Origin of the sequence: Parabacteroides sp. TM07-1AC (assembly GCF_003480915.1) — a bacterium.
GTDB classification, from domain to species: domain Bacteria; phylum Bacteroidota; class Bacteroidia; order Bacteroidales; family Tannerellaceae; genus Parabacteroides; species Parabacteroides chongii.
In genome coordinates, this window is sequence record NZ_QUKD01000009.1 from 110,966 (window position 1) to 134,514 (window position 23,549).

At 43.3% G+C, this 23,549-nt stretch carries 19 protein-coding genes; 10 read left to right on the top strand and 9 right to left on the bottom strand.

Annotation, left to right across the window (positions count from 1 at the left end; genetic code table 11):
* Window positions 1-3: 3 nt before the first annotated feature.
* From DXD68_RS17355 to DXD68_RS17365, 3 genes are read left to right on the top strand one after another with little or no spacing between them, the layout of a single operon-like run.
* Window positions 4-1,125, top strand: coding sequence for a hypothetical protein (locus DXD68_RS17355; RefSeq protein WP_122362785.1), 1,122 nt, complete (start codon window positions 4-6; stop codon window positions 1,123-1,125).
* Window positions 1,126-1,154: 29 nt separating this feature from the next.
* Complete coding sequence (locus DXD68_RS17360) at window positions 1,155-2,825, top strand: fimbrillin family protein (RefSeq protein WP_233577210.1); 1,671 nt, start codon at window positions 1,155-1,157, stop codon at window positions 2,823-2,825.
* Window positions 2,826-2,861: 36 nt separating this feature from the next.
* The gene (locus DXD68_RS17365) at window positions 2,862-6,014 is read left to right on the top strand and encodes a fimbrial protein (RefSeq protein WP_122362786.1); all 3,153 of its coding nucleotides are present in this window, start codon (window positions 2,862-2,864) and stop codon (window positions 6,012-6,014) included.
* A gap of 335 nt (window positions 6,015-6,349) precedes the next feature.
* Here the strand turns inward: DXD68_RS17365 and DXD68_RS17370 are convergent, their stop codons facing one another.
* The gene (locus tag DXD68_RS17370; RefSeq protein ID WP_122362787.1) at window positions 6,350-6,622 is read right to left on the bottom strand and encodes an HU family DNA-binding protein; all 273 of its coding nucleotides are present in this window, start codon (window positions 6,620-6,622) and stop codon (window positions 6,350-6,352) included.
* A gap of 183 nt (window positions 6,623-6,805) precedes the next feature.
* Between DXD68_RS17370 and DXD68_RS17375 the strand changes: the two genes are divergently transcribed.
* Genes DXD68_RS17375 through DXD68_RS17385 form a run of 3 tightly spaced genes read left to right on the top strand, consistent with a single transcriptional unit; the run spans window position 6,806 to window position 9,487 of the window.
* A complete protein-coding gene (locus DXD68_RS17375; RefSeq protein WP_122362920.1) occupies window positions 6,806-7,516 on the top strand; it encodes a rhomboid family intramembrane serine protease in 711 nt (236 codons plus the stop codon).
* Window positions 7,497-8,375, top strand: coding sequence for a rhomboid family intramembrane serine protease (locus DXD68_RS17380; RefSeq protein WP_122362788.1), 879 nt, complete (start codon window positions 7,497-7,499; stop codon window positions 8,373-8,375). Before DXD68_RS17375 ends, DXD68_RS17380 begins: the two co-directional genes overlap by 20 nt.
* Window positions 8,372-9,487 carry an endonuclease/exonuclease/phosphatase family protein gene (locus tag DXD68_RS17385; protein ID WP_122362789.1) on the top strand — a complete coding sequence of 372 codons (1,116 nt, stop codon included), beginning with the start codon at window positions 8,372-8,374 and terminating at the stop codon, window positions 9,485-9,487. Before DXD68_RS17380 ends, DXD68_RS17385 begins: the two co-directional genes overlap by 4 nt.
* Before the next feature lie 18 nt (window positions 9,488-9,505).
* Here the strand turns inward: DXD68_RS17385 and DXD68_RS17390 are convergent, their stop codons facing one another.
* Entirely contained in the window at window positions 9,506-10,048 is a 543-nt protein-coding gene (locus DXD68_RS17390) for a DUF4468 domain-containing protein (protein ID WP_199715729.1), read from the bottom strand.
* A gap of 11 nt (window positions 10,049-10,059) precedes the next feature.
* Window positions 10,060-11,085, bottom strand: coding sequence for a DUF4468 domain-containing protein (locus tag DXD68_RS17395; protein WP_122362791.1), 1,026 nt, complete (start codon window positions 11,083-11,085; stop codon window positions 10,060-10,062).
* 170 nt (window positions 11,086-11,255) lie between these two features.
* On the opposite strand from DXD68_RS17395, the gene secDF reads away from it, so the two are divergent.
* The 4 genes from secDF to DXD68_RS17415 all read left to right on the top strand — a co-directional run bounded on the left by secDF (window position 11,256) and on the right by DXD68_RS17415 (window position 17,896).
* Window positions 11,256-14,282 carry a protein translocase subunit SecDF gene (secDF, locus tag DXD68_RS17400; protein ID WP_122362792.1) on the top strand — a complete coding sequence of 1,009 codons (3,027 nt, stop codon included), beginning with the start codon at window positions 11,256-11,258 and terminating at the stop codon, window positions 14,280-14,282.
* 241 nt (window positions 14,283-14,523) lie between these two features.
* Window positions 14,524-15,774 (top strand): imidazolonepropionase, encoded by a 1,251-nt coding sequence (gene hutI / locus DXD68_RS17405; protein ID WP_122362793.1) that lies wholly within the window; start codon window positions 14,524-14,526, stop codon window positions 15,772-15,774.
* Between the two features lie 266 nt (window positions 15,775-16,040).
* Window positions 16,041-16,592 carry an RNA polymerase sigma factor gene (locus DXD68_RS17410; protein ID WP_122362794.1) on the top strand — a complete coding sequence of 184 codons (552 nt, stop codon included), beginning with the start codon at window positions 16,041-16,043 and terminating at the stop codon, window positions 16,590-16,592.
* Window positions 16,589-17,896, top strand: a complete 1,308-nt coding sequence (locus DXD68_RS17415) for an outer membrane beta-barrel protein (RefSeq protein WP_122362795.1) — start codon at window positions 16,589-16,591, stop codon at window positions 17,894-17,896. The genes DXD68_RS17410 and DXD68_RS17415 overlap by 4 nt, the downstream gene beginning before the upstream one ends.
* 160 nt (window positions 17,897-18,056) lie before the next feature.
* On the opposite strand, the gene DXD68_RS17420 is transcribed toward DXD68_RS17415, so the two are convergent.
* From DXD68_RS17420 to DXD68_RS17445, 6 genes are all read right to left on the bottom strand, one after another.
* On the bottom strand, window positions 18,057-19,166 hold the full coding sequence (locus DXD68_RS17420; protein ID WP_122362796.1) for an Mrp/NBP35 family ATP-binding protein: 1,110 nt from the start codon (window positions 19,164-19,166) through the stop codon (window positions 18,057-18,059).
* Between the two features lie 111 nt (window positions 19,167-19,277).
* Window positions 19,278-20,036, bottom strand: a complete 759-nt coding sequence (trmB, locus tag DXD68_RS17425; protein WP_122362797.1) for a tRNA (guanosine(46)-N7)-methyltransferase TrmB — start codon at window positions 20,034-20,036, stop codon at window positions 19,278-19,280.
* 17 nt (window positions 20,037-20,053) lie between these two features.
* A complete protein-coding gene (locus DXD68_RS17430) occupies window positions 20,054-20,599 on the bottom strand; it encodes an ORF6N domain-containing protein (protein ID WP_122362798.1) in 546 nt (181 codons plus the stop codon).
* A 99-nt stretch (window positions 20,600-20,698) separates the two neighbouring features.
* Window positions 20,699-21,412, bottom strand: a complete 714-nt coding sequence (locus DXD68_RS17435; protein ID WP_122362799.1) for a LytR/AlgR family response regulator transcription factor — start codon at window positions 21,410-21,412, stop codon at window positions 20,699-20,701.
* Window positions 21,409-22,473 carry a sensor histidine kinase gene (locus DXD68_RS17440; protein ID WP_122362800.1) on the bottom strand — a complete coding sequence of 355 codons (1,065 nt, stop codon included), beginning with the start codon at window positions 22,471-22,473 and terminating at the stop codon, window positions 21,409-21,411. The genes DXD68_RS17435 and DXD68_RS17440 overlap by 4 nt, the downstream gene beginning before the upstream one ends.
* Window positions 22,463-23,545 (bottom strand): sensor histidine kinase, encoded by a 1,083-nt coding sequence (locus DXD68_RS17445; protein ID WP_122362801.1) that lies wholly within the window; start codon window positions 23,543-23,545, stop codon window positions 22,463-22,465. Before DXD68_RS17445 ends, DXD68_RS17440 begins: the two co-directional genes overlap by 11 nt.
* Between the last annotated feature and the right edge of the window lie 4 nt (window positions 23,546-23,549).

Genomic DNA, 23,549 nt, shown 5'->3' on the forward strand with positions numbered 1-23,549 from the left:
GAAATGATATATAGACTATTACATATAGTTTTCTTTGTACTTGCCGTGACTTTGGTCTCGTGTGGTGAAAAAGAGATTATTACTCCTTTGGCTACCCGGGCATCTCTTCAGGTCAATTTGGTTGATGATACGGATAAAGACAGGCAGGAGTTAATAAAAACCATTCGGTTTATCATATTTGACGATGCGTCGTTGGCTACAGTGAAACTGGATAAAAATATTTATTCGGAAGTTCTGTCGCCGGAAACAGCGACAGATATAAAAGTAAATGAGGTAGAGGTCACCCCCAACGATGATAAGGTTGTGGTGGTGATCATCAATGAGCCGACAGAGTTGACGGGACAACTCGATCTCATTGACGACATGACTACCTTGGAGAATGTAACGTATGATATTGCCCGGATTCTGAACAGCAGTGGTCAGGAGGTAGTTGCTACTACCGGTATGCCTATGGTTGGAGTAATCCGGGATGTAGCGGTTGCTAACGGCTATACAGAAACAGTGAAGATTGTGGTCGAACGTGCCGTAGCGAGGGTAGATGTCTATCTGGGAGTCCGGAAAGATTCTGAGCATGAGATCGGATACTTTAAACAAACTGCTGACACGGAGGCCAGTAGCGTTACCTTGTATAACCTTTCCTATAACAGCTATTTTGTGATGGGGAACGAAGCCAACGGTACGCGTGGTAACGCCACTGCATCGAAGAATTACGGCAAGGTTATGGGCAGTGTGGCTGATGGTGTTTTAGTCAATCAGACATGGACTGCAACAAAAGATACAACCTGGCAGTATTCTTCTGCTACCGGTGCAAAGAACCAACAGTTACTCTGTTCGTTCTATACAGCCGAACGTATCTTCCGTTCAAACTATACTGACAGGTTGGCTATCAGTATGGCTAACTTTAAAAAAGCGACTTTGTCTGTCGGTATGGATAAAAGACCGATAGAAACAGTCACCAAAAGAACTTCGGAGGATGTAGAAGCTGTGTCTTTTACTGAAATCCGGAGAAATAATGTATATGTAATAACGGCCTATGTAGGGGAAGTCTTTGAGATTGACATATATCAGGTCACCGTTGAAGACTGGGGTACAAGACAAGACATCGATTTAGATATAAAGCTGTGATCCCTTCGGCGGGCATACGCAAATAATGGATGATGAAATTTGGGATTTATATAAATAAGCTAAAATATACAGTGACAGCTGTCATTCTTACGGCTGCCCTCTCTTCTTGTGAGAAGATGATAGGCGGTGGTATGGATACGGAACAGATAGTCGTGCGTTCGATCGTGACGGAGGGTACCAGTGTCACCAAAGGTACGGCTATTGATTCGGATGCAGACCTGCTGGGACTGAATTTTGGTATTTATGCTTCGAGAATACCCGCATCATCGAGTGAACAGATTTACTTTGAAGATACCAAAGCGAAAGTGAACGATGATTATACAGCTTCATTATCACCGATCCGGTACTGGCCTGATGAAGCAACGGATCGGCTGAAGTTCTTTTCGTGGTATCCTTGCGATGGTAGCTATACGCCTACCGCGAGTTTTACAGCCGGGCAGTTAAGTTTGGATTATACGGCAAATACTGATGCAGCCAATCATGTGGATGTGCTGACTGCTGTATCAGGATCGTTGGCCTGGAAAAGCCCGGTAAGTATACATTTCTACCATACCCTGACGAAGGTCTCTTTTACATTCAAGAAAGTGGCCCCGGCTCCGGATGTCGTGACTATAAATAAAATAGAGTTTCAGGATATAGGGAAAAGCGGGAAGCTTGTTGTCACAGAAATTCCTACGTTTTCTTCTCCTGCTAAACCGGCATTTTCCTGGAGTAATGTTACAACAGGTACTGTTACTTCTACGATTACTTCCGGTAATACGGTGACGGGTACTGTAGCTCAGATCGGGGATACGTTTCTCATGTTACCGACGAACAGTTTCTCTTCGACTGCCAAAATCGTTATAACAACCAATTGGGGGACTAACGAATTTAATCTCCGGGAAGTTGTTGCTGCCAGTGCACATACGTGGAAATCGGGTGAATATATAAACTATAATATAACCCTATCCGATAAGATATTCGAGATAACAGCTCAACCTTTACCGTGGGATACGAATCCGGTGAATGTGATCTTTGATAAGCAGTATTATCTGAATGTCGAATATAAATCGATTGAACTGGCGGGTAATGGTGCACAAGTATTTGTAGATGTTGAAACGAATTATAAACTGGATACGGACCCGGAAACGGGCTATCCTGCAGGTGCGTATCTAAGCAGTATTAGTGCGCCCGGAAATTATGAGCAATATCTTTCACTCGATTGGGCTACGGTTTACAGGTCTGATGGGACTGTCTCGTCAGGTGTGCATACTTATAAGCTTGAGATTAATGTGGGGAGTTATAGCGGCGCAGAAAATAGCCGGAATACTTTGTTCAATATCAAGGCAGGTAATTTGATACACCAAATGAGAATCAAACAATACAAAGGGCTTGCTGACTGGATGACAGCTTCAAGAATTCTGGATAATTCCGGGGTTTCAGGTGTAGTACCCCGCTATAAGCTCGTTTTTGCTTCGGGATACGCAGGTGATTCGAGTGCTGGTGATCTTGGTGCGTGGACCTGGGAGGTGACTGGTGTATCTGATCCGGATGATATACTTCTGAATACGGAGACGATTATTGGAGCGAACGGGGGAAATGGCGATGCACTTTATTATTATTACAAAGCCAATGCTCCAACCGGTAAAACGGCTACCCTCACCCTGAAGAATACAAACGGCAATAATCCGCCTTTGACGATTGTAGTGCCTGCACTTTAATTGTAAAGAATATTTTTTAAGAAAGGAAACAGAATAATGAAATATATACATTCAACACCCGGATTCAACATCTTATCACTTATATTGCTGGTGATGATCGGCTTTGTGGGTTGTTCGGATGAGTATAGTGTCGGACCACGTCCAATCGGAAATGCGGTTAGCTTTACTTTAACGGTTCCTGATGTCAGTATTCCGTCTGTATCTACACGTACGATGGAGGGGACAAACAACAAGGAAGACGAAGTGAAGACTGTTGATATTCTTGTATTCGATGCTGCGCAAAGTCCGGAGGTTCTTTTGGCGCGGGTAGTGGCGACAAATGTTACACAGGATTTGAGTAAAAATCCTTCTACGGTGACTTTTTCAGCGGAACTACCCCGTACCAGCGGAAAGGCTCGTGTTGTGATGGTAGCAAACCAGTCGCTTTCTTCGATTATTCAGGACTCAGATATAGGGAAGACAAAGGCTGAAATAATGCCGAAGCTGACGCACTCTTCGACGGTGGCATGGCCGGCTAATGGTTCCACCTCTTCGGGGTATACACCGATACCTATGTACGCAGAAAAAGAAGTTTCGAAGATTTATCCCGAGATGGATCCTATAATCAATATCAATCTGGTACGTATGCTCGCCCGGATCGATATTAATAACGAGGCTTCGAATTTTACAGTGGAGAATGTTTATCTGGCTAATTATAATACAGTTGGATATATTGCTTCTGCCTGGGATTCTGGAACAGGATTGTTAAGCGATCCGGAACCGGATGATCCGATGATTCCGGGTAACAGTGATAGAACTGGATCACCTTATAGTTATTCAGTCAATGGAGCGGCAAGCTATCTGGGGGAAATTTATACTTATGAAGCTATTGCTGCTGCAGATGCAGCCAGCAATTCGGATGGTAGCCCTAATGATGGTGCGGTAAGCCGTAAGGATGCAACCTGTCTGATTGTAAAAGGTAAAATGACAGGTGATAACACGTCTTATTATTATCGGGTCGATTTCCTGAAGTCAGGAACTGCTGACTATATGCCGTTAAAACGAAATTACAAATATACTATCAATATAAAGGAAGCTTCCGGTATTGGCTACCTGACCATGGAAGAAGCCATTGAGTCGTATCGAACGATGACCAATCTGAATGTTCGGTTAATCGCCTATAACCGTGATAAAATTTCAGATATCGTATACAACGGCCAATATATGCTTGGAGTAAGCGAATCGGCAATAAGAGTATGGCAATACGAAAATGTGTCTTATAAGATCGATGTGTTTACCGATAGTCCTGGAGGGTGGAAAGCTGTTATTACGGATTCAGGAGGATGGCTGAACTTCTCGAATGGTACCGCTGTAACCGGAAGTGCAAATACAGATGGCGCAATTTATCTGAATTTTCCTTATTACTGGAACGATGTAGGGCAGACACGTCAGGCTACTCTTACGATAACGGCTGGTCGTTTGACACATTCAATATCCATAGAACAATATGTAGAGGAGCCGGGGATGATCAGGTTTGTCGATGCCTATGGGAATGAGCTGACAAATGGTTTGTTCTTCCCGATGGATAATACGCATGGTGACCTTGTTGCGCAGACAGTCTATGCAATGTGGACTTCTGCCGGTGTGACAGTGAGCCGGGACCGTACGGCATCCGGTACTACTGCAGCTCTGCAGTATGCAACGATAGTTCCGGGTATAGGGGCTCCTCCAGCTTCAGGTACTATAACAGAAGGTACCCCCTATGAGTTATTCAATGGAGTTCAGGCGATTACATTGTTACCCCAGGCTGGTACAGATGCCTGGCGTCAGGAACATCTGAAATTTAGGTTGTATGATGTCTCTAACCGTGAGTTGGGGGAAGTGACTTGTCCGATCAATCAGGGAAATTTACTGTTTTTTTTAGAAGATTATCCGGTTGGAAGTACTTCGTCTACTTATAAAATACCTTTAGGAATGACACATTATTTACCGCTTAAAGTCAATGTCAATTGGAAAATTGAAAAGATTGAAGTCATAAGCAGTAGCTCGGATAGTGAAATTGTTGCTGACTATGGGGATGTATATAAAAATCAGGATAACACAGGATATTTATCTGGTGGTGATGCTGCTAAGCAGGATATCGTTGGGACTAATCAGACTTTCCTCTTACGATTTGAAACAGCTTCGTGGGCAGCCAATAAAAATGGTACGGTCAGAATTACTTTTAAAAATGAGATGCATACCAAAACATCAGCAGGTGAAGATGTCAAGTTTCCATTTTACCGGACTCTTGATTTATATGTAAACTCGGAGACGAAATATTATACAAGTGAAACGAGTGAAGCTCCTCTTTTTCATGTGAATCCTTTGCGAATTCTGGGTTCTAATAGAACTTTTGACTATTTGGCATTAAGTCAAGCTCAGGCTATATGTGACAATATGGGTTCCGGGTGGCGTCTTCCGACCTTGGGGGAAATGATGACATCTTTAGTTTATCGCGATGCGTTAGGTGGTTTGATTTATGACTCCAATAGAAATACAAATTTTGAAGGTTGGTATCATCAATACAATTATTGGACAACAACACAAAGATCTATGGATAATAAATATATTGTAGCGCCATTCGATATACCCAATTATATGACCACGGATGATTATAACCTTGTCAGATGTGTATATCCTGAAACTTCTTCAGGAACGAAATATCCAAATATTCAGACTTATGGTAATGCGGGAATGCTTATTACTTCCCGGGACGGAAATTTAGGGGTAAATTCATCAGTACTTTCTACGACTGTCGTAGATAATAAAGTGGCACCGAAACTCCTGGTGGCAAATGAAAATACAGCCAGTGGTACTTGGAATGAAGCTAACTCTGCATGTGCATCAAAAATTGACAATGGTGGTGGTTGGAGACTACCTACTCTCAGTGAAGCATATTTGATTTTCGGTCTAAACGGATCAACGATGGATGAAAGTTTGGTTTCCGGGACAAATAATGGCACTACATCTTTAGTCTGGCCTGATAGTTTTACAAAAATCAACATGGCTATTTGGACAGCGACAACAAATAGCAATAATGAAGTTTATATGATAGGACCGGGAGTAAGTGGTAATAAAGATCACTATGGTTTCTATATATCTCCTACAGGAAAAGATAATGTTAAGACTAATTGGGTCGTAGCACGTTGTGTGAAATCTGTAAATTAATTACGAAATTCACACTGTTTTGACTGAGAGTTGTTTTATCTGATAGATGTGTTTCGATGATTTTCCTGAAGTTTCGAAAAATGAAACACTTGTGTGAAGTGTTGTTTATAAGGTGGGGCTTGCGATGGATCAAGTGCGGTATCAGAACCATAAAGTTGAGGATAATAGATTGAAAAGCAGCATCTTTGTATAAAATAAATGACGGGAAAGATTATTCCCCGTCATCATTAATTCGAACTAAAATACTGACCTGTAAATCAGGTAAGTTTAATATTAATACTAGTGTGGGTTCCAGGGGGCAGTGATGTTCTCTGGAATTATTTTTTTATCAGTTCTTATTTTATCTTGTTGTTCAGCTCTGCACCAGCTTTAAATTTAACTGCTTTGCGGGCTGCGATTTCGATGGGTTGTTTTGTCTTCGGGTTAACGCCTTTACGGGCTGCTTTTTCTGTTACTGAGAAAGAACCGAAACCTAAAAGAGCGATTTTTCCTCCAGCCTTCATTTCGTCGGATACTGTTTCAACGAAAGCATCCACTGCCTTCTTTGCGTCAGCCTTGCTTAAACCAGCTTTTTCTGCAACAGCTGTGATAAATTCTGTTTTGTTCATGATGGATTGATAATTAATATATTAAACAAATCTGTGATAGCCTAAAAGTCGATCCAAATGTAGTTTTTATTTAATATTCTGCAAAGAAAAAGATAGTTTTTTTTATTGATTTACTATGTTTTAGTACTATTTGAAGAAAAAACAATCAAAATATATTTACCTTTGCCGTAAATTGATATGTATATGATGAATCAAAATGGCTCCGGGTTCTTGAATAGTATACCGCCCGTTACAAAAAACCTTATCATTATCAACCTGCTTTTCTGGGTGGCCAGTCTGGTCTTACCGAAAGTAGGGATAGATTTGGTGCAACTATTGGGATTGCACTTTCCGGGTGTGAAAGATTTTTACCCGTTTCAGTTCGTTACTTATATGTTCATGCACGATACGCATTCCTTTGCACATGTCTTTTTCAATATGTTCGGGGTGTATATGTTCGGGCGTGTTCTTGAAAATGTGTGGGGACCGAAGCGTTTCCTTACCTTCTATCTCGTGACGGGTATCGGTGCCGGTATCATACAGGAACTGGTATGGGCATATTCCCTTCAGTCTTTTGCGAGTGCCAATGGGTTGACGCTTTTCCAATTGGTTCGGATGGATCCGTCGCTGAATATGATGATTACGATAGGCGCTTCGGGTTCCGTGTTCGGTATCCTGCTGGCGTTTGCCATGCTGTTTCCGAATGTCCCTTTGTTCCTTATGTTTATTCCGATCCCTATTAAAGCTAAATATTTTGTCGTGTTTTACGGCTTGGCTGAACTATTTATGGGTGTTTCCAGTTTTGGTGGAGACACGGTCGCACACTTCGCCCATCTAGGCGGTATGTTGTTCGGCTTTTTTATGGTTCGCTACTGGAAAAAGAAAGATGCAGGCAATGGAAAGTATTTTTACTAATCTGAAGAATACGTTTCGGGCAGGAAGTATATTGGTTAAGCTTATATATATTAATGTAGGGCTTTTTATCCTGATCCGATTGCTGGGAGTGTTGTTTTTGCTTTTCAATATTCCGGGTATACCTTTCCTGCAATATTTGCAGATGCCTTCGTCACCGGAATTGCTGATGTACCGGCCATGGACGGTTATTACTTATATGTTTACCCATTTTGACTTCCTGCATATTCTTTTTAATATGCTTTGGTTGTACTGGTTCGGCGGATTGTTCCTTACATTTTTCAGCGAACGACAGTTGGGCGGCCTGTATTTGTTAGGCGGTATTGCCGGGGCAGTGCTGTTTATGCTTGCCTATAATATCTTCCCGTATTTCCAGACAGTAGCTTCTTCCAGTTACTTGATGGGCGCATCTGCTTCTGTGATGGCTATTGTTTTTGCCGTATCATTCTACCGGAAGGATTTGGAAATTAATTTGTTCCTGATCGGGCGGATAAAACTGATCTATTTGGCTCTGTTCACATTTGTAATCGATCTGCTGGCCATAACATCCGATAATGCGGGTGGGCATATTGCACATATTGGCGGCGCTTTGTTCGGAATCTGGTTTGCTGTGCGGATAAAAGAAGGAAAGGATTTGACGGGGCCTATGAATCGCCTGCTTGATCGGGTCGTTAATTTAGGAAAGAGAAAGCCTAAAATGAAAGTAACTTATAAACGGGCAGAAACAGATTATGAATATAACGCCCGTAAACATAGAGAGTCGGCTGATATCGATGCTATCCTGGATAAACTGAAGCGTTCCGGGTACGAAAGTCTTTCTGCCGATGAAAAGAGACAACTATTCGATGCCAGTAAAAAATGAGTGAGGGATTGAAGACACTGAAGCTGTTGTTCAAATCATTGTTTGTTCTTGCCAATGTTTTGATCGTTGTGCTGTTGATTGCTTCAGCATATTCAGACCGTGTCTCTCCGGATACAATGCTGGGTTTTTCATATTTGGGACTGGCCTTTCCTATTTTATGTGTCCTGAATCTTTGTTTTGTGCTTTACTGGTTGTTTTTATGGGAGTGGCGTTTCCTGTTGATCGGACTGTGTTCTTTTCTGATCTGTTGGGGGCCTGTAAAAAAGTATTTTCCCTACCATAGCCGGGTAAAAGACATTCCACAGGAAAATGTACTGAAGGTACTTACGTATAATGTGATGGGATTTGCCTATAAAGACCATACAAAAGAATCTCCTAATAAGATTATTGAATATATCGCTAATTCGGGAGCAGACATTGTCTGTCTGCAGGAATATGCGGTAGGTAAACTGGATCGTTTTCTTACTCCCAAGAAGGTTTATCAGGCGTTGGATATGTATCCGTATCGTTCTGTTATTCCTATTAATTCATCGGGGTACCTGAATGTCGGTATTGCCGTTTTTTCCAAATATCCTATCTCAAACTCCCGGCGAATAAAATATGAAAGTGAGTTCAACGGCTCTTCTGTTCATGAACTGAATGTGAAAGGAAAGAAACTGACCCTTATCAACAATCATCTTGAATCATTTAAGTTGACGATGGAAGACCGGAGCCGCTATACGGCTTTTATTAAGAATATTAGTACGGATACTTTTGACGGAATTAAAGGGGCTTTGGAGCAAAAGCTAGGACCGGCTTTTAAAATACGTGCTAAACAGGCTGAAGCTGTAGCTGCTGAGGTTGCCAGGGCAAAAGGTGACTATGTCTTGGTTTGCGGAGACTTTAACGATACTCCCATCTCTTATGCACATCGTACAATACAGGGACCTTTGGTCGATTCATTCGCTGAGTCGGGGCTGGGTATGGGAGTAACTTATAATCAGAATATGTTCTGGTTCCGCATTGATAATATCCTGCATTCAAAGAATATGAAGTCAATGAATTGTACGATTGACAAGATACGTTATTCGGATCATTATCCGTTATGGTGCTATTTGAGTATGGAGGAATAAATATTCCTCCATTGTTTATTAATCTTCTACTGCATCGAATACATCTCCGAACAGGTTCTCTGCAAAAAAGAAAGTTGCATTGCAGAAAAGCAACGGGTCTTTGATCAAAGCAATCGTATTACTTTTCCCGTTATTCGCAATCACGTTTTCTGCCGGATAAGTCTTGTATTTCTTTTCATTATTCGGATCATACTGATAGGTGATATCAGTCAGTTCGATGGTGTACTTCTCATCGAAACAATAAATCCTCATTTTATATTTGATGATGGTTTTATCTGTTTCATTCAGGAGTAGCTCCACTTTGGAGTTGATGAATACAGTCCCTTTCGACTTGCTGGAAGTGACGCTTGACAGGAAAACATCTTTTCCATAGTTCTTTTTGGCCCATTTGTCGATCGCATTGAACAGTTCGCCCTTCTTCATGCCTTCGACATCTACTTCGTCGCTGTAACATACTTTTCCCTCTTTCATGGGAGCGCATGACTCGACATTGCCTTTATGCCCCTGTGCCATAATCAGCATGGGGCATATCAGCAAGAGCAGGATTGTTAATTTCTTCATAATCCTTCTGTTTATCTGATCCATACGTTAAGTATTTCACCAATAACTATTTTCTGCGGACCTTCGCTGGATTCGCCCTGCTTGATGCACTGGATCATGAACCAGGTTTCAGGATCATCTTGTTTCTTGAAAGAAATAGTATAGATGTCGTTATCTCTGATCGCTTTATAGACTTCGCTTTCCGGACTGATAGAGATGGATGCGATGTTCTTTCCGAACATTTTGCCCATTTCTTTCCAGGTGGCGTAATGTTCCACCAGATTATCCTTCTCAGCCGGAGTTATTTCCATTTTACTTTCCGGTAACATATTCAATAAGGTAGCCGGAACCTTTCCCGGTTCGAAGGCGGTTAGACCTTGGCATACTTCAGTATTGTTACCGACCGGAGCCTGAGTGATATTTTGGGCAGGTGCTGCTGCCTGTGCCACTTGCTGTTGTTGTGCAGGAACAACTGCATAAGCAGGAACGATTACGCCGGCCGGCTGTATGCCGAATGCCGCATCGGCGCTTTGGAACATTGCCTCTGCGAAGTCGACTGTCTTACGACGGAACTTACCGTTGCCACGATTCAGCTTGTCTTTTTTCTTGTTCAAGGCATATTTGTCCGTAATCCATTCTTCTGCGGTATATTTCTCCGGTTCGCGCTGATAAGAAACATTATATTCGTAACGGATACCGGCCAGTTTGATAGTGGCTGCATTGTTTTCACATTCAATCGTTACGCGATAGTTCATCATCGTGCGGTCTAATGAGAGTGCCGTACTCTGAAATACCAGGTATTCTTCGCCTACTGCAGCGATATCGCCTTTGTCTTTATCTGAATAAACCAGCCGGCGGCCTTCTTCGCTGAAGAACTTTTCGGCCCAGTTATACATAATGTCATACATCTGATCCTTTGAGAGGGAGGGCATGCTTATCTCTTTGGTAAAGATAACTTTGCCGCCGTCTTCAGGTACGGCTCCGGCTAAATACTTCTGATCTTCCTGCGCAATCAACAGGGAAGGAATGAATAAAAGGAATAAAAATAACTGTTTCATGGTGAATTCTGTGTTTTTTTACAGGCAAAGATATATATTTGTGTTTGAAATTAACTATGAGAGTGACAAATAATTAATCTAATTACTACTTGACAAAGAAAAAAAGCCTATATTTGCACCCTGTGAAAAAACGAAAATAAATAATGTAATAACATAAACTCAAGATTCAAATGCAAAACAAAGGATTTGTAAAGGTCTTCGCGGTGTTACTTACGCTTGTATGTTTGTTCTATCTATCGTTCTCATTTGTAACAAGATATTACAACAATAAAGCCGCTGAGTATGCAGGCGGGGATCCGTCAAAAGAGAGTCTTTATTTAGACTCATTATCTACTCAGAAGGTGTGGCTGGGCTATACGCTCAAGCAGTGCCGTGAAATGGAAATTAGTTTAGGACTTGACCTGAAGGGCGGTATGAACGTCGTTCTGGAGTTGAATGTGGCTGATGTGATCCGCTCACTTTCAAATAACAACCAGGATGAGAACTTCAACAAAGCATTGGATTTGGCCTATGCACGCCAGGCAACCAGTCAAAAGGACTTTATTGACTTGTTTGCAGAAGAATACAAGAACCTGGACAATGGAGCACGCCTGTCTGCCGTTTTCAGTACTTTCGAATTGAAAGATAAAATTACTCCTCAGAGCACAGATGCTCAGGTTGTTGCAGTATTGAAAGATGAGTTGAAAAGTGCTATTGATAATTCATTCAACGTATTGCGTACCCGTATCGACCGTTTCGGTGTGGTATCTCCTAACATCCAGCGCTTGGAAACAGCAGGACGTATCCTGGTGGAACTTCCGGGTGTAAAAGAACCTGAACGTGTACGTAAATTGTTACAGGGCAGTGCTAACTTGGAATTTTGGGAAACTTATCAGTTACCGGAAGTTTACCAGCAGTTGGTTGCTGCCGATAATATACTGGCAACTGTTTTGGCTGAACACCAAGACGAAGCAACTGTTACTGAAACAGAAACTGTTGCTGCTGACGGTGCTGAAACAACAGCGACAGAAGCCGTTACTGACAATGCCGCTGCTACAAGCGAAGCTGATTCTTTGCTACAGCAGATCGCTCAGGACAAACCTGAAACTCAGGCTAACCAGTCGATGGAAGAATTTGCAAAACAGCATCCGTTGTTTGCTTTATTGCAGATCAACCAGTATAATGGTCAGTTAGGACGTGGTGCATCTGTTGGTGTGGCTAACGTAAGAGACATTCCTAAGATCAACGAATATCTGGCTATGAAGCAGGTAAAGGACGTATTGCCTCGCAACCTGTCTTTGAAATGGGGTGTGAAAGCTATCGACGAAAAAGAACAGTTCTTCGAATTATATGCTATCAAGGTGACTAACCGTGACGGTACACCCGCTTTGGGTGGTGACGTTGTAACGGATGCTAACGCTGACTTCGTTCAGCAGGCTGGCCGTTCAGAACAGCAGGTTAGTATGGCTATGAACGCAGAAGGAGCTAAAGCATGGGCTCGTCTGACAAAAGAAAATATCGGTAAAGCAATCGCTATCGTTTTGGATGACATGGTTTATTCTGCTCCGAACGTAAACGATGAAATTACCGGCGGTCGTTCTCAGATTACAGGTCACTTCACTCCGGAAGAAGCGAAGGACTTAGCCAACGTATTGAAATCAGGTAAGATGGCTGCTTCTGTACATATCGTACAGGAAGACGTAGTCGGTCCGTCACTGGGTCAGGAAGCTATCAGTTCAGGTGTTATCTCATTTGCACTGGCATTGATCCTGTTGATGATCTATATGTGTGCATTCTACGGAATTATCCCGGGGCTGATTGCCGACGGTGCTTTGGTATTGAATATCTTCTTTACAATGGGTATCCTTGCTTCTTTCCAGGCTGTACTTACTTTGCCGGGTATTGCCGGTATGGTGTTGACGCTGGGTATGGCAGTCGATGCGAACGTATTGATCTATGAACGTACAAAAGAAGAGCTTCGTGCAGGCAAGTCGTTAGGTAAAGCTATTGCCGACGGTTACAGCAATGCATTTTCTGCTATCTTCGACTCCAACTTGACATCTATCATTACGGGTGTTGTATTGTTCTACTTCGGTACAGGTCCTATCCGTGGTTTCGCAACTACGATGATCATCGGTCTGTTCGCATCTTTCCTTACAGCAGTCTTCTTGACTCGTATCGTTTACGAAGCATTGCTGGCTAAAGATAAACTGAAGAATGTAACGTTCGTAACATCTATCACAAAAGACCTGTTGACTAATCCGAAGATCAACTTCCTGGGTGCCCGTAAGATCGGTTATCTGATTCCTGCCGGTATTATCGTTCTGGGAGCTATCTCCATGATGACAATCGGTTTGAATAATGGTATCGACTTCACAGGTGGACGTAACTATATCGTTCGTTTTGATCAGGACGTGAAGACGGATGAAGTTCGTAATATGCTGGACGAAAAGTTGGATGGTGCTGTAAGTGTTATCACGATCGGTACTCCGGACCAGGTTCGTGTATCTACCAACTTCAAGATCGACGATGCTGATCCTGCAGTAGACCAGGAAATCGAAAATCTGTTGTTCGAAGGTGTTAAGCCGTTGCTTCCGGAAGGTACGACATTGGATCAGTTCACAACGACTTATATCCAGAGTTCTCAGAAAGTTGGACCGAGTATGGCTGACGACATCAAGAACAGCGCTATCATGGCGGTTATCTTCGCGATGTTCTGTATGGCTGCTTATATCCTGCTTCGTTTCCGTGATGTATCGTTCTCAATCGGTGCATTTGCATCTGTTGCAGTAACAACATTGTGTATCATTTCTTTCTATACATTATTATGGAAAGTGTTGCCGTTCTCTATGGAGGTCGACCAGACATTTATCGCGGCTATCCTGACGATTATCGGTTACTCTATCAATGATACCGTGGTTGTATTCGACCGTATCCGTGAAACGATCGGTCTGTATCCGAAACGTGACCGTTACCAGGTAATTAATGACGCATTGAACTCTACATTATCCCGTACATTCAATACCTCATTGACTACATTGGTTGTTGTACTGTGTATCTTTATCCTGGGTGGTAGCACAATCCGTAGCTTTACGTTCGCTATCCTGTTGGGTATTATCATCGGTACTTATTCTACTCTGTTTGTTGCAACTCCGATTGCATACGAATTGCAGAAGAAGAAAATAAACAAGAAAGCTGCAGCTGAAATTGCCAAGTAAGAAGCAGAAATCATAGAATTACAGAAAAGGCCACCTCGTATTGGGGTGGCCTTTTCTTTTTGTGATATGCTTCTAAACATATAAAACGGGATTGTCCGGCTACATCTAAATAATTACCTTGTAGCCCACTTTAACGAATTGTGGGTAAGAATTAAAACGTCATCAATTAGACTACATTCGGGTAGGCTATTGTCGGAGAAAGATTTGACATGTGTTTGGGCCTGAATAATGAAATGAGAAAATGGAAGGAGATAAATTACTAATAAGGAACGCCTCGCAAGTTATTACCTGCTCCGGTTTTGCAGCCAAAAGAGGTGCGGAAATGTCTAACCTTCATATTATAGACGATGGTGCCGTCGTCATTTCCGGCGGTATAATCACACATGTCGGTCCGACCAGTGAGATTTTACGTACAGTCGATGCGGATGATTATCTGGAAATCGATGCAACGGGACGAACGTTACTTCCCGGCTTTGTAGACAGCCATACGCATTTCCTTTTCGGAGGTTACCGGGAAACGATCTTTTCCGAACGTTTAAAGGGAAATGGCTCCTTGTCTGCCGGAGAATATCGTGAAGATGTTTTGGGGACTGTCGGTACTACTCGTTCATGTGATTTTGAACAACTGTGGGAAACGGGTTATGAGCGTCTGGATGAAATGTTCAACATGGGAGTGACGACCGTAGAGGGAAAGAGTGGTTATGGATTGGATCTGGAGACGGAACTGAAACAACTTCGTGTAATGTCCGATCTGAATGAAGAGCATCCGATAGATGTTGTATCTACCTATTTCGGAGGACATGTTACTCCATCCGAATATATGCATCAGACAGACGATTATATCACTTATATGATAGAAACGATTTTACCGGAGCTACGTTTGGAAAGGTCGGTTTCTTTCTGTGATGTGTATTGTGACCAGGGCTTGTTTTCTTTGCGGCAGGCAGAACGTTTGCTTCGTGCAGCCCGCAGCCAGCGTTTCAAACTGAAAATGCATACGGATTCAATGGCGTCTTTTGACGGGGCGGAATTGGCTGCCCGGCTGAAAACAGTCAGTGCTGATCATTTGCTGCATGTTTCAGACGAGGGTATTAAGCGTTTGGCACGTAGCGGGGTTGTGGCTACTTTACTTCCGTTCAGTTCTTTTTCACAAAACAAACCGTATCCTCGTGGGCGTGAAATGATAGATGCCGGTTGTGCGGTTGCTTTGGCTTCCGATTATAATCCGGGAAATTGTTATTCCTGTTCCATTCCGATGTTATTTGCCCTGGCATGTATTCAGATGAAACTGACACCCGAAGAAGCGGTGACCGCTCTGACTATAAACGGTGCTGCAGCCTTGGGATTGGCAGGGAAGACCGGAAGTATCGATGTCGGTAAGAAAGCGGATCTGATACTGTTGAAACATCCGTCTTATAAGTTCCTGCCTTATAATATAGGAATGAACATTGTGGATACGGTGATTAAGGATGGTATTCTGTATATGATTTGATGTCCTTATGAGTCTGTATTGCCTTTGTCATGACGGTGACAAGGTTTTGTCATGCTAATGGCAAGGCTCTGCCATCGTATTGGCAGTACCTTGCCATTAGTATGGCAGAAGTCTGCCAATAGGGTGGCAAAATGATTGTTTCAGTACTGGATGAAGTTTTCCTGCAGGATATCCGTATTATTTTACTACTTTGGCTGAAAATTTTAGAAATCGCATGCAGTATTCCCGCAGTCATTACATTTATATAATAAACACGCGCGGCGTTGATGGGTGAAGCAGAACTGATAAAGCAGTGTATGCGGGGTGTGAATGCAGCCCGTAAAGAACTCTACGATACTTATGCGGAACAGATGTTGAGCATCTGCTTCCGGTACACAGGAGGTATGGACGTAGCTTACGATCTGTTGCATGACGGATTTTTGAAAGTATTCGCCTCCTTCTCAAGTTTTTCGTACCGTGGAGAAGGGAGTTTGAAAGCGTGGATGAGCCGTATATTTGTAAATACGGCATTGGAGTACCTTCGGAAAAAGGATGTCCTCAAACAAGTAGTCCCCCTTGACAGTATTGCTGAGACAGAAGAAGAGCCTCCGGAGGAGATCGAACAGATCCCGACGTCGGTCCTGATGCAATTCGTCCAGGAGTTACCGACGGGCTATCGCACCGTGTTTAACTTATATACGTTTGAAGAACGAAGTCATAAAGAAATTGCCGAGCTTTTACACATAAACGAACGATCATCGTCGTCGCAGTTGTGCCGGGCGAAAGCAATGCTGATAAAGAAAGTAAACGATTACATTCAGAAAGAAGCCAGAAGATGAAGATGGAAGATAAATTAATTGAGGAATACCGGAATCGGTCGGTTGAATACCGTCTGCCGTTGCCGGAGGATGGCTGGGAGAGGCTGGAAGCTGCGTTCGCTCCGGCTCCTGAAGTTCGTCGCTTCCCTTATCGTTGGTTGGCGGCAGCAGTGTCTTTCTTGGCAGTTTTGGGGTCTGCTCTTTACTTTATGGGGATAGATAAGGAGATAGAACCGGTCTTGTCGGACATCGTTCTTCCTGTTCCACAAGGTGAGACTTCGTCTGTTACACCTGTTCCGGTCGTGCCGGTTGAGCCGATAGCGTCGCAACCGATCACAAAAACGCTGGTAGCCAAGGTAAAAAAGGTTGAAGCTGAATTGCCGGACTTGTCGCAGGTGGTGTCGGAAGTGTACATGTCTATCTCAGCCTATTTTCATGGAGAGATAACAGAAGAGAATGTTGCGGAAAACAATTCGTACAACAATCGTTCGGTAGTGGAAAGCGGACGGTATGAATATGTTCCGGAGAAGAGTTACGAGCCGGTTCCAGTGAAAGCTGCTTCTTCCCCGAAAGGGTGGACATTCGGTTTATATGCCGGAAATATGTTTAACGGCAATACCTCTGCCACAGGAGGTTTGCAGATGTTCAGCATGCCGGCAACCCGTTCGGATGTAAGTGTGAATAATAACCCGGGTTCAGGGACATTCGACGACTATATGAATCATGTGGCGTCGAATGCTCCTTACTTCCGGGAAACAGCTGATTTTACGATGTTTGAGAAGATCGCTGCCGAAAATTACCAGCGCCCGACGGGGACTAAGATGAAACACCGTTTCCCTCTTTCTGCGGGTGTTACGGTGAAGAAACAGATCAGCGACCGGTTCTCGCTGGAGAGCGGACTGGTTTATACCTTCCTTTCTTCGGAACTGACAGCCGGCGAAGGGGATTATTACAAGCAGGAACAGCGGTTACACTATCTGGGAATACCTGTGAAAGTGAATTATACCATCTGGAAGAAAGACCGTTTATCTCTCTATGCTTCTGCGGGGGCGATGGCGGAGATGTGTGTGGACGGAAGTTTGAATACGGATTATTATCTGAATAACGCCCGTCAGCGTAAAAGTAAGACTGACCTCGATGTGGATAAAGTGCAGTTCTCTGCCCTGGCATCGCTCGGGGTACAATATGATATAGCAAAACCCGTTAGTATCTATGCCGAACCCGGTATCGCCTATTATTTTGATGATAAGAGTGTGGTTGAGACGATCCGGAAAGAGCAGCCACTCTGTGCATCGGTGCAGTTCGGGGTTAGACTTTCATTTTGATGAGATGTGATGATGATTTCCTGTACAGGAAAAAAGATGAGCAGGGCTTCCGACGGGGAACCCTGCTCTTTCTTTTTCAGTTGACAGTTGACAAGTGACAGTTGACAGTTATTCGGCTTTCAGCCGATTTGTCTATAAATCGGACTCAAACTGTCCACTGTCAACTTTTACTGACATTAACCCGTTGTGTAGGAGCTATGTTTGCATTGCGGTAATTGATCTGTTCGACTACGTTCTCTGCCAGATCGCGGAAAGCGGCTCCGGTGATCGTATCGGGGTTTAGGGCAACAGGTGTACCGTTGTCGCCTCCCTCACAGATACTTTGTACAATAGGTATTTGTCCTAACAAGGGAACATTCAGTTCTTCTGCCAGACGTTTGGCTCCTTCTTTACCGAACAGGTAATATTTGTTTTCCGGGAGTTCGGCTGGAGTGAACCAGGCCATATTTTCGACCAGTCCCAGTACCGGGACATTGATCTTTTCGCCGGTAAACATGCTGATACCTTTGCGGGCATCGGCCAGGGCAACTTCCTGCGGTGTGCTGACAACGATAGCACCGGTGATAGCCAGTGTCTGTACCATTGTCAGATGAATATCACTTGTTCCCGGTGGCAGGTCGATCAGGAAATAATCGAGGTCGCCCCAGTTGGCATCGCCGATCAACTGCTTCAAGGCATTGCTTGCCATAGCACCGCGCCATAGAACGGCATCTTCTTTATTCACAAAGAAACCGATCGACAGCAGTTTGACTCCGTAGTTTTCTGCCGGCTGGATCAAATCGCGTCCGTCAACCTCTTCCATATAAGGACGGGCGTCCTCTACATTGAACATTTTGGGTTGCGAAGGACCGAAAATATCAGCATCCAGCAAACCTACTTTATAACCGAGACCGGCCAGTGCCACAGCCAGGTTGGCTGCAACCGTACTTTTACCTACACCTCCCTTTCCGGAAGATACGGCAATGATATTTTTTACCTGCGGAAGCAGTTTGTCCGGTTCGGGACGTGCTGCCTGACGTGCCAGCACTTCGATGTTTCCTTTGATGTCGACCTCTTCACCTACATAGGTAAGGATGGCTGTTTCGGCAGCCTTTACGACTGATTTGATAAACGGATCGTTAGGTTTCTCGAAAAGGAGTGAGAAACTTACCTTATTGCCGTCGATCCGTATGTTGTCTTCCACCATGCCCATTTCGACAAGGTCTTTCCCTGTCCCCGGGTAACGCACTTTGGCTAGTGCGTCCATGATTAGTTTAGGATATATAGCCATGAGTTTAATTGAAAATTGACAATTGAAAATTGACAATTAAGATTGTCCCTTATCAATTGCCCTTTAAGTTATTGAATTGTATTTATTATCACTAGTAATTGTCAATTGCTTTCATTTGCCGGAAGCCAATGCGCTGCGCTTGCTCCGATTGAAACTGCGGTAAGGATCGAGTTCGATCTCTACATCCGGTTCGATCAGTTCATCTCTTTCCTCACAAACAAACTTGATGTATTTGATGTTCAGTCCGCGGTCGAGCCATTGCTGTTCGTAATAGGTTTTGATAGACAGGATGTCGTCTACCAGTCCTGAATGATACAGGTCGTTGTTGCTGAACAAGACGGGGTAGTTGTTGGCTTTCGCCATTTCGCAGGTGTATGTGTACATGAAATTGCTGTCGGTCTTGAGGTGGATAATGCCGTCGCCGGACAGTATTTCGCGGTACATCTTCATGAAGCGGGTGGATGTCAGGCGCTTGTTGACCTTTTTCATCTGTGGGTCGGGGAAGGTAAGCCATATTTCGGCAACCTCACCGGCTGCAAAAAAATGAGAGATCAGTTCGATGCTGGTCCGGAGGAAAGCAACGTTGGTCATTCCCGATTCGTAAGAGTCTTTGGCTCCGGTCCACATGCGTGCACCTTTGATGTCTACGCCGATAAAGTTCTTATCGGGAAACAACCGTGCCAGTCCCACTGTATATTCACCTTTACCGCAACCCAATTCAAGCACGATCGGATTGTCATTCTTGAAAAACTCCTTGTGCCAGTGTCCTTTCAACTCAAATCCTTTCTCTTGCAGAACGGCAAACGGATACTGGAAAACATGCGGATATTCCGCCATATCGTCAAACTTTGCTAACTTATTTTTTCCCATGGTGCAAAGATAATACTTTATTTTTTCGGGATGACATATCCAACCGGGTTGCGTGGCTTATCCTGCTGTTTTTGTTTTAAAGCCATTTCATTCAGTATATCATAAATATCAGCAATTTGCAGGTTTGTATCAAGCATAAACTGATCTAACTGTTTTTTTATTTCTGTATAACCGGTTGTCAATTCGCGTAGCAAGACGAAAGCACGCATGATGGCAATGTTGATTTCAATAGCTTTGGGACTTCTGAGAATACCGGATAGCATAGCAACTCCTTGCTCTGTAAAAGCAAAAGGTAGATATCTGTTACCTCCTCTTTTTGAGGTCACAATTTGTGACCTCAAATGGTCTGTGGAGTTTGAGGTGCCAAATTGGTACCTCAAAGCTTCATACTCTTTCTCAGAAAGTTCGAACATAAAATCGGAAGGAAAACGAGTAATATTTCGCTTTACAGCTCGTTTTAATTCTTTTGTTTCTACTTCGTAGAGTTTTGCCAGATCATAATCCATCATCACCCTATACCCTCTGATCTCAAAAATCTTTTGTTGTATCAGTTGTAATTCCATAGCTAAGATTGTTTTAATTTGTAATCTACAAATGTAAATAAATCTTTCAATAAACAAGGGATGCCCTTATTATTCTTTTTATTAAAAGTAGGATGTGGATTACAGCCTTCCCATTTTTGCAACAAATTCATCAAAGAAGATATCGCGGTAATTGTTGCCGATGGCTATTTCGTATTTGTCGATGTAGATATCGTTATTGTCGAAAGAGGCTATTTGTTGGGTGTTGACGATGTAAGAACGGTTTACCCGCAGGAATACTTTAGGAAGTAGTTCGTGTATTGCTTTCATGCTGGTTTTGGTGATGATGCGCTGGTCGGGAAGTTGAATGATTACATAATCTTTTAAGCCCTCGATGAACAATATATCCTTAAAATTGACTTTGAAGAAACGACGTTCGGACTTGACAAATATGAATTCGCTCTCCACGTTTTCGATATTTTCCTTTTCTTCCGTCAACAGAAGTGCATGATATGATTTGGCTTTCTCAACCGCTTTTTGGAATCTCTCGGAGACAATCGGTTTCACCAGGTAATCGACGGCATCCACCTCGTAACTGTCGATTGCATATTCGGCATAAGCAGTAGTGAATATCACGAGAGTGCTTTTAGGAATGGTACGGGCGAACTCCAGTCCGGTCACTTTGGGCATGCGGATATCCAAAAATATCAGGTCGACCGGATGCTCTTCGATAAACCGGGCAGCCGAAGTGGCATTGTTGAAACTACCGGCCAGTGTCAGTCCTCCGGTTTCATTTATCAGCATCTCTACCGCTTCACGGGCCAGAGGTTCGTCGTCTACGATGATACAGTTCATAAGTCCAGGTGTAAATTAACGATGTAACTATGTTTATCTTCTATGATTTCTAGCGAATGGCGGCCGGGATACAGTAAATCCAATCGTCGCCTGATGTTCTTCAGGCCCAGTCCGCCGATACGGTTGTCTTTTTCTTCCTCTTCGGCAGGCTTCGAGTTTTCACACCGGAAGGTCAACCGGTTATCCTGCACATTGAAAGAAAGATATACAAACGAAGCATTCTCCCCGTCCGTATTGTGTTTGACTGCATTTTCTACAAAAGGGATGAACAACAGGGGGGGGAGCCATACACTGTTGATATCGCCCTCTTTGGAAATGGTATAATTAAACTTATCCCGGCGTATCTTCTCCAGGTTCAAGAAATCACTCATAAAACGGATGTCAGAACTGAGTTGTATCCTGTCCTGGGCACTGTCGTTGAACTGGTAACGCAACAGGTCTTCCAATTTGAACAATACATCTGCTGCTTCGTCACGTCCTTTCCTGATCAGTACATATACATTGTTCAGCATATTAAACAGGAAGTGAGGATTGATCTGGCTTTTCAGGAATTTCAACTCCGATTGCAGGGTGGCGGCTTCCAGTTCGCTGACACGCTGATTGTTGCTGATCCAATGTTTAAAGAGCATCATAGCAGAAGAACCGGCAACCAACAAGCCTGTGGATATTGTTGAAGACAGGATATTTAACCAGATTACCGACTGGCTGGATGGCAGCTCCTCAAACCGTGTATCTTCGAAAAGAGTTTGGAGAGACCCTAATGTCACAATCGATACAAGAATCAATGTAAATACCGTGATCAGGTAAAGAAGCAGACGCCCTTTGAGCAGAAACCGTGGTACCAATACATAAGCATTTACATAAATGAGTATGTCGATGAGCAGGAAATAACCGATCCATGAACGGATACGTGCCGGAGTAATGATCAGTTCGTCCGGTGTATCCCAAAATACGTTGATCGTGATAAGAAAAACGACCAGTTGCAACAGGAGATGCCTGTAAATCCTTTTCCGCGGACTTAACAGGAAATCAGATACTATATAATCTATATTATTTGCCATGTGTATTCAATTTTAATAGAATAGTGCCTGTTCCCTGATCTTTGTCCTGTGTAACGGATAATGAATAATTGCCCGGATAAAGAAGGTTGAGACGTGCTTTGAGGCCATCCAACTCTTGGATAGCCGGTGTATCGGTTTCGTCGAACCGGTAGATAATAGAAATCTGCTGCCCTTCCCGGCTTGCCTGCAAGAGTATAGATGGACGGCTTGTTTGCTTCCCGGTTCTTTTCAAAGCATATTGGATGATCGGTACAAGCAGGAGCGGAGGAATAAGCACTCCCGTCAGCTCCGTTTCCGATACAATCCGATAATCGAATGAATCGGAATAGAACTTCTCCAGTGCCAGGTAGTTATTCAGAAAAGTGATTTCAGAATTTAATAATGCCTTATCGCGTGCCCCGTCATACAGTTGGTAACGTAGTAACTGGCTTAACCGTAACACCATATCCGCCGCTTTCTCCGGTTCGCTTTTCGATAACACGGCAGTCCGGTTTAATGTATTGAATAGTAACGATGGATTCACCTGTTCTTTCAGGTTATCCACTTCCGACTGTATCTGTTTCTTCTCCAGTAGGTTTACCCGTTGGTTCTCTATCATCGAATGTCTTAGTAATACGGTCATGGAGATACCGGTGATACAGATTATGTTCAGCATGAAGTCCGATAAACTATCCAGGATACTGACCATATTGAAATAAGAACTCCTGATCGGAGGAATACCGGATAAAGTAAATATCCAGTATTCCTGCACATACCGTATCAATATAAGCAGTAAGATGGAACTGGCGGAATAAATGATATAAGTCAGATACCTCTTTTTTAGCAATAATCTGGGTACGAGCAGATAGAGATGGAGATAACCGACTATAACATAGGAAATCAGAGTACTGAAACCTGCCAGGTAAACATAATTATCCAACAACTCAACTCTTGCTCCGTATGTATAGATGTTTTGGTTGAGTGATACTGCCGCTACTGCCACGAGCAACAGGATATGACGCGCTATTCTGTATCTGGAACTGACTAGAAACTGATACAGGAAAGTTTGTTTATTAATAGGGTTGTCTGTCATATAG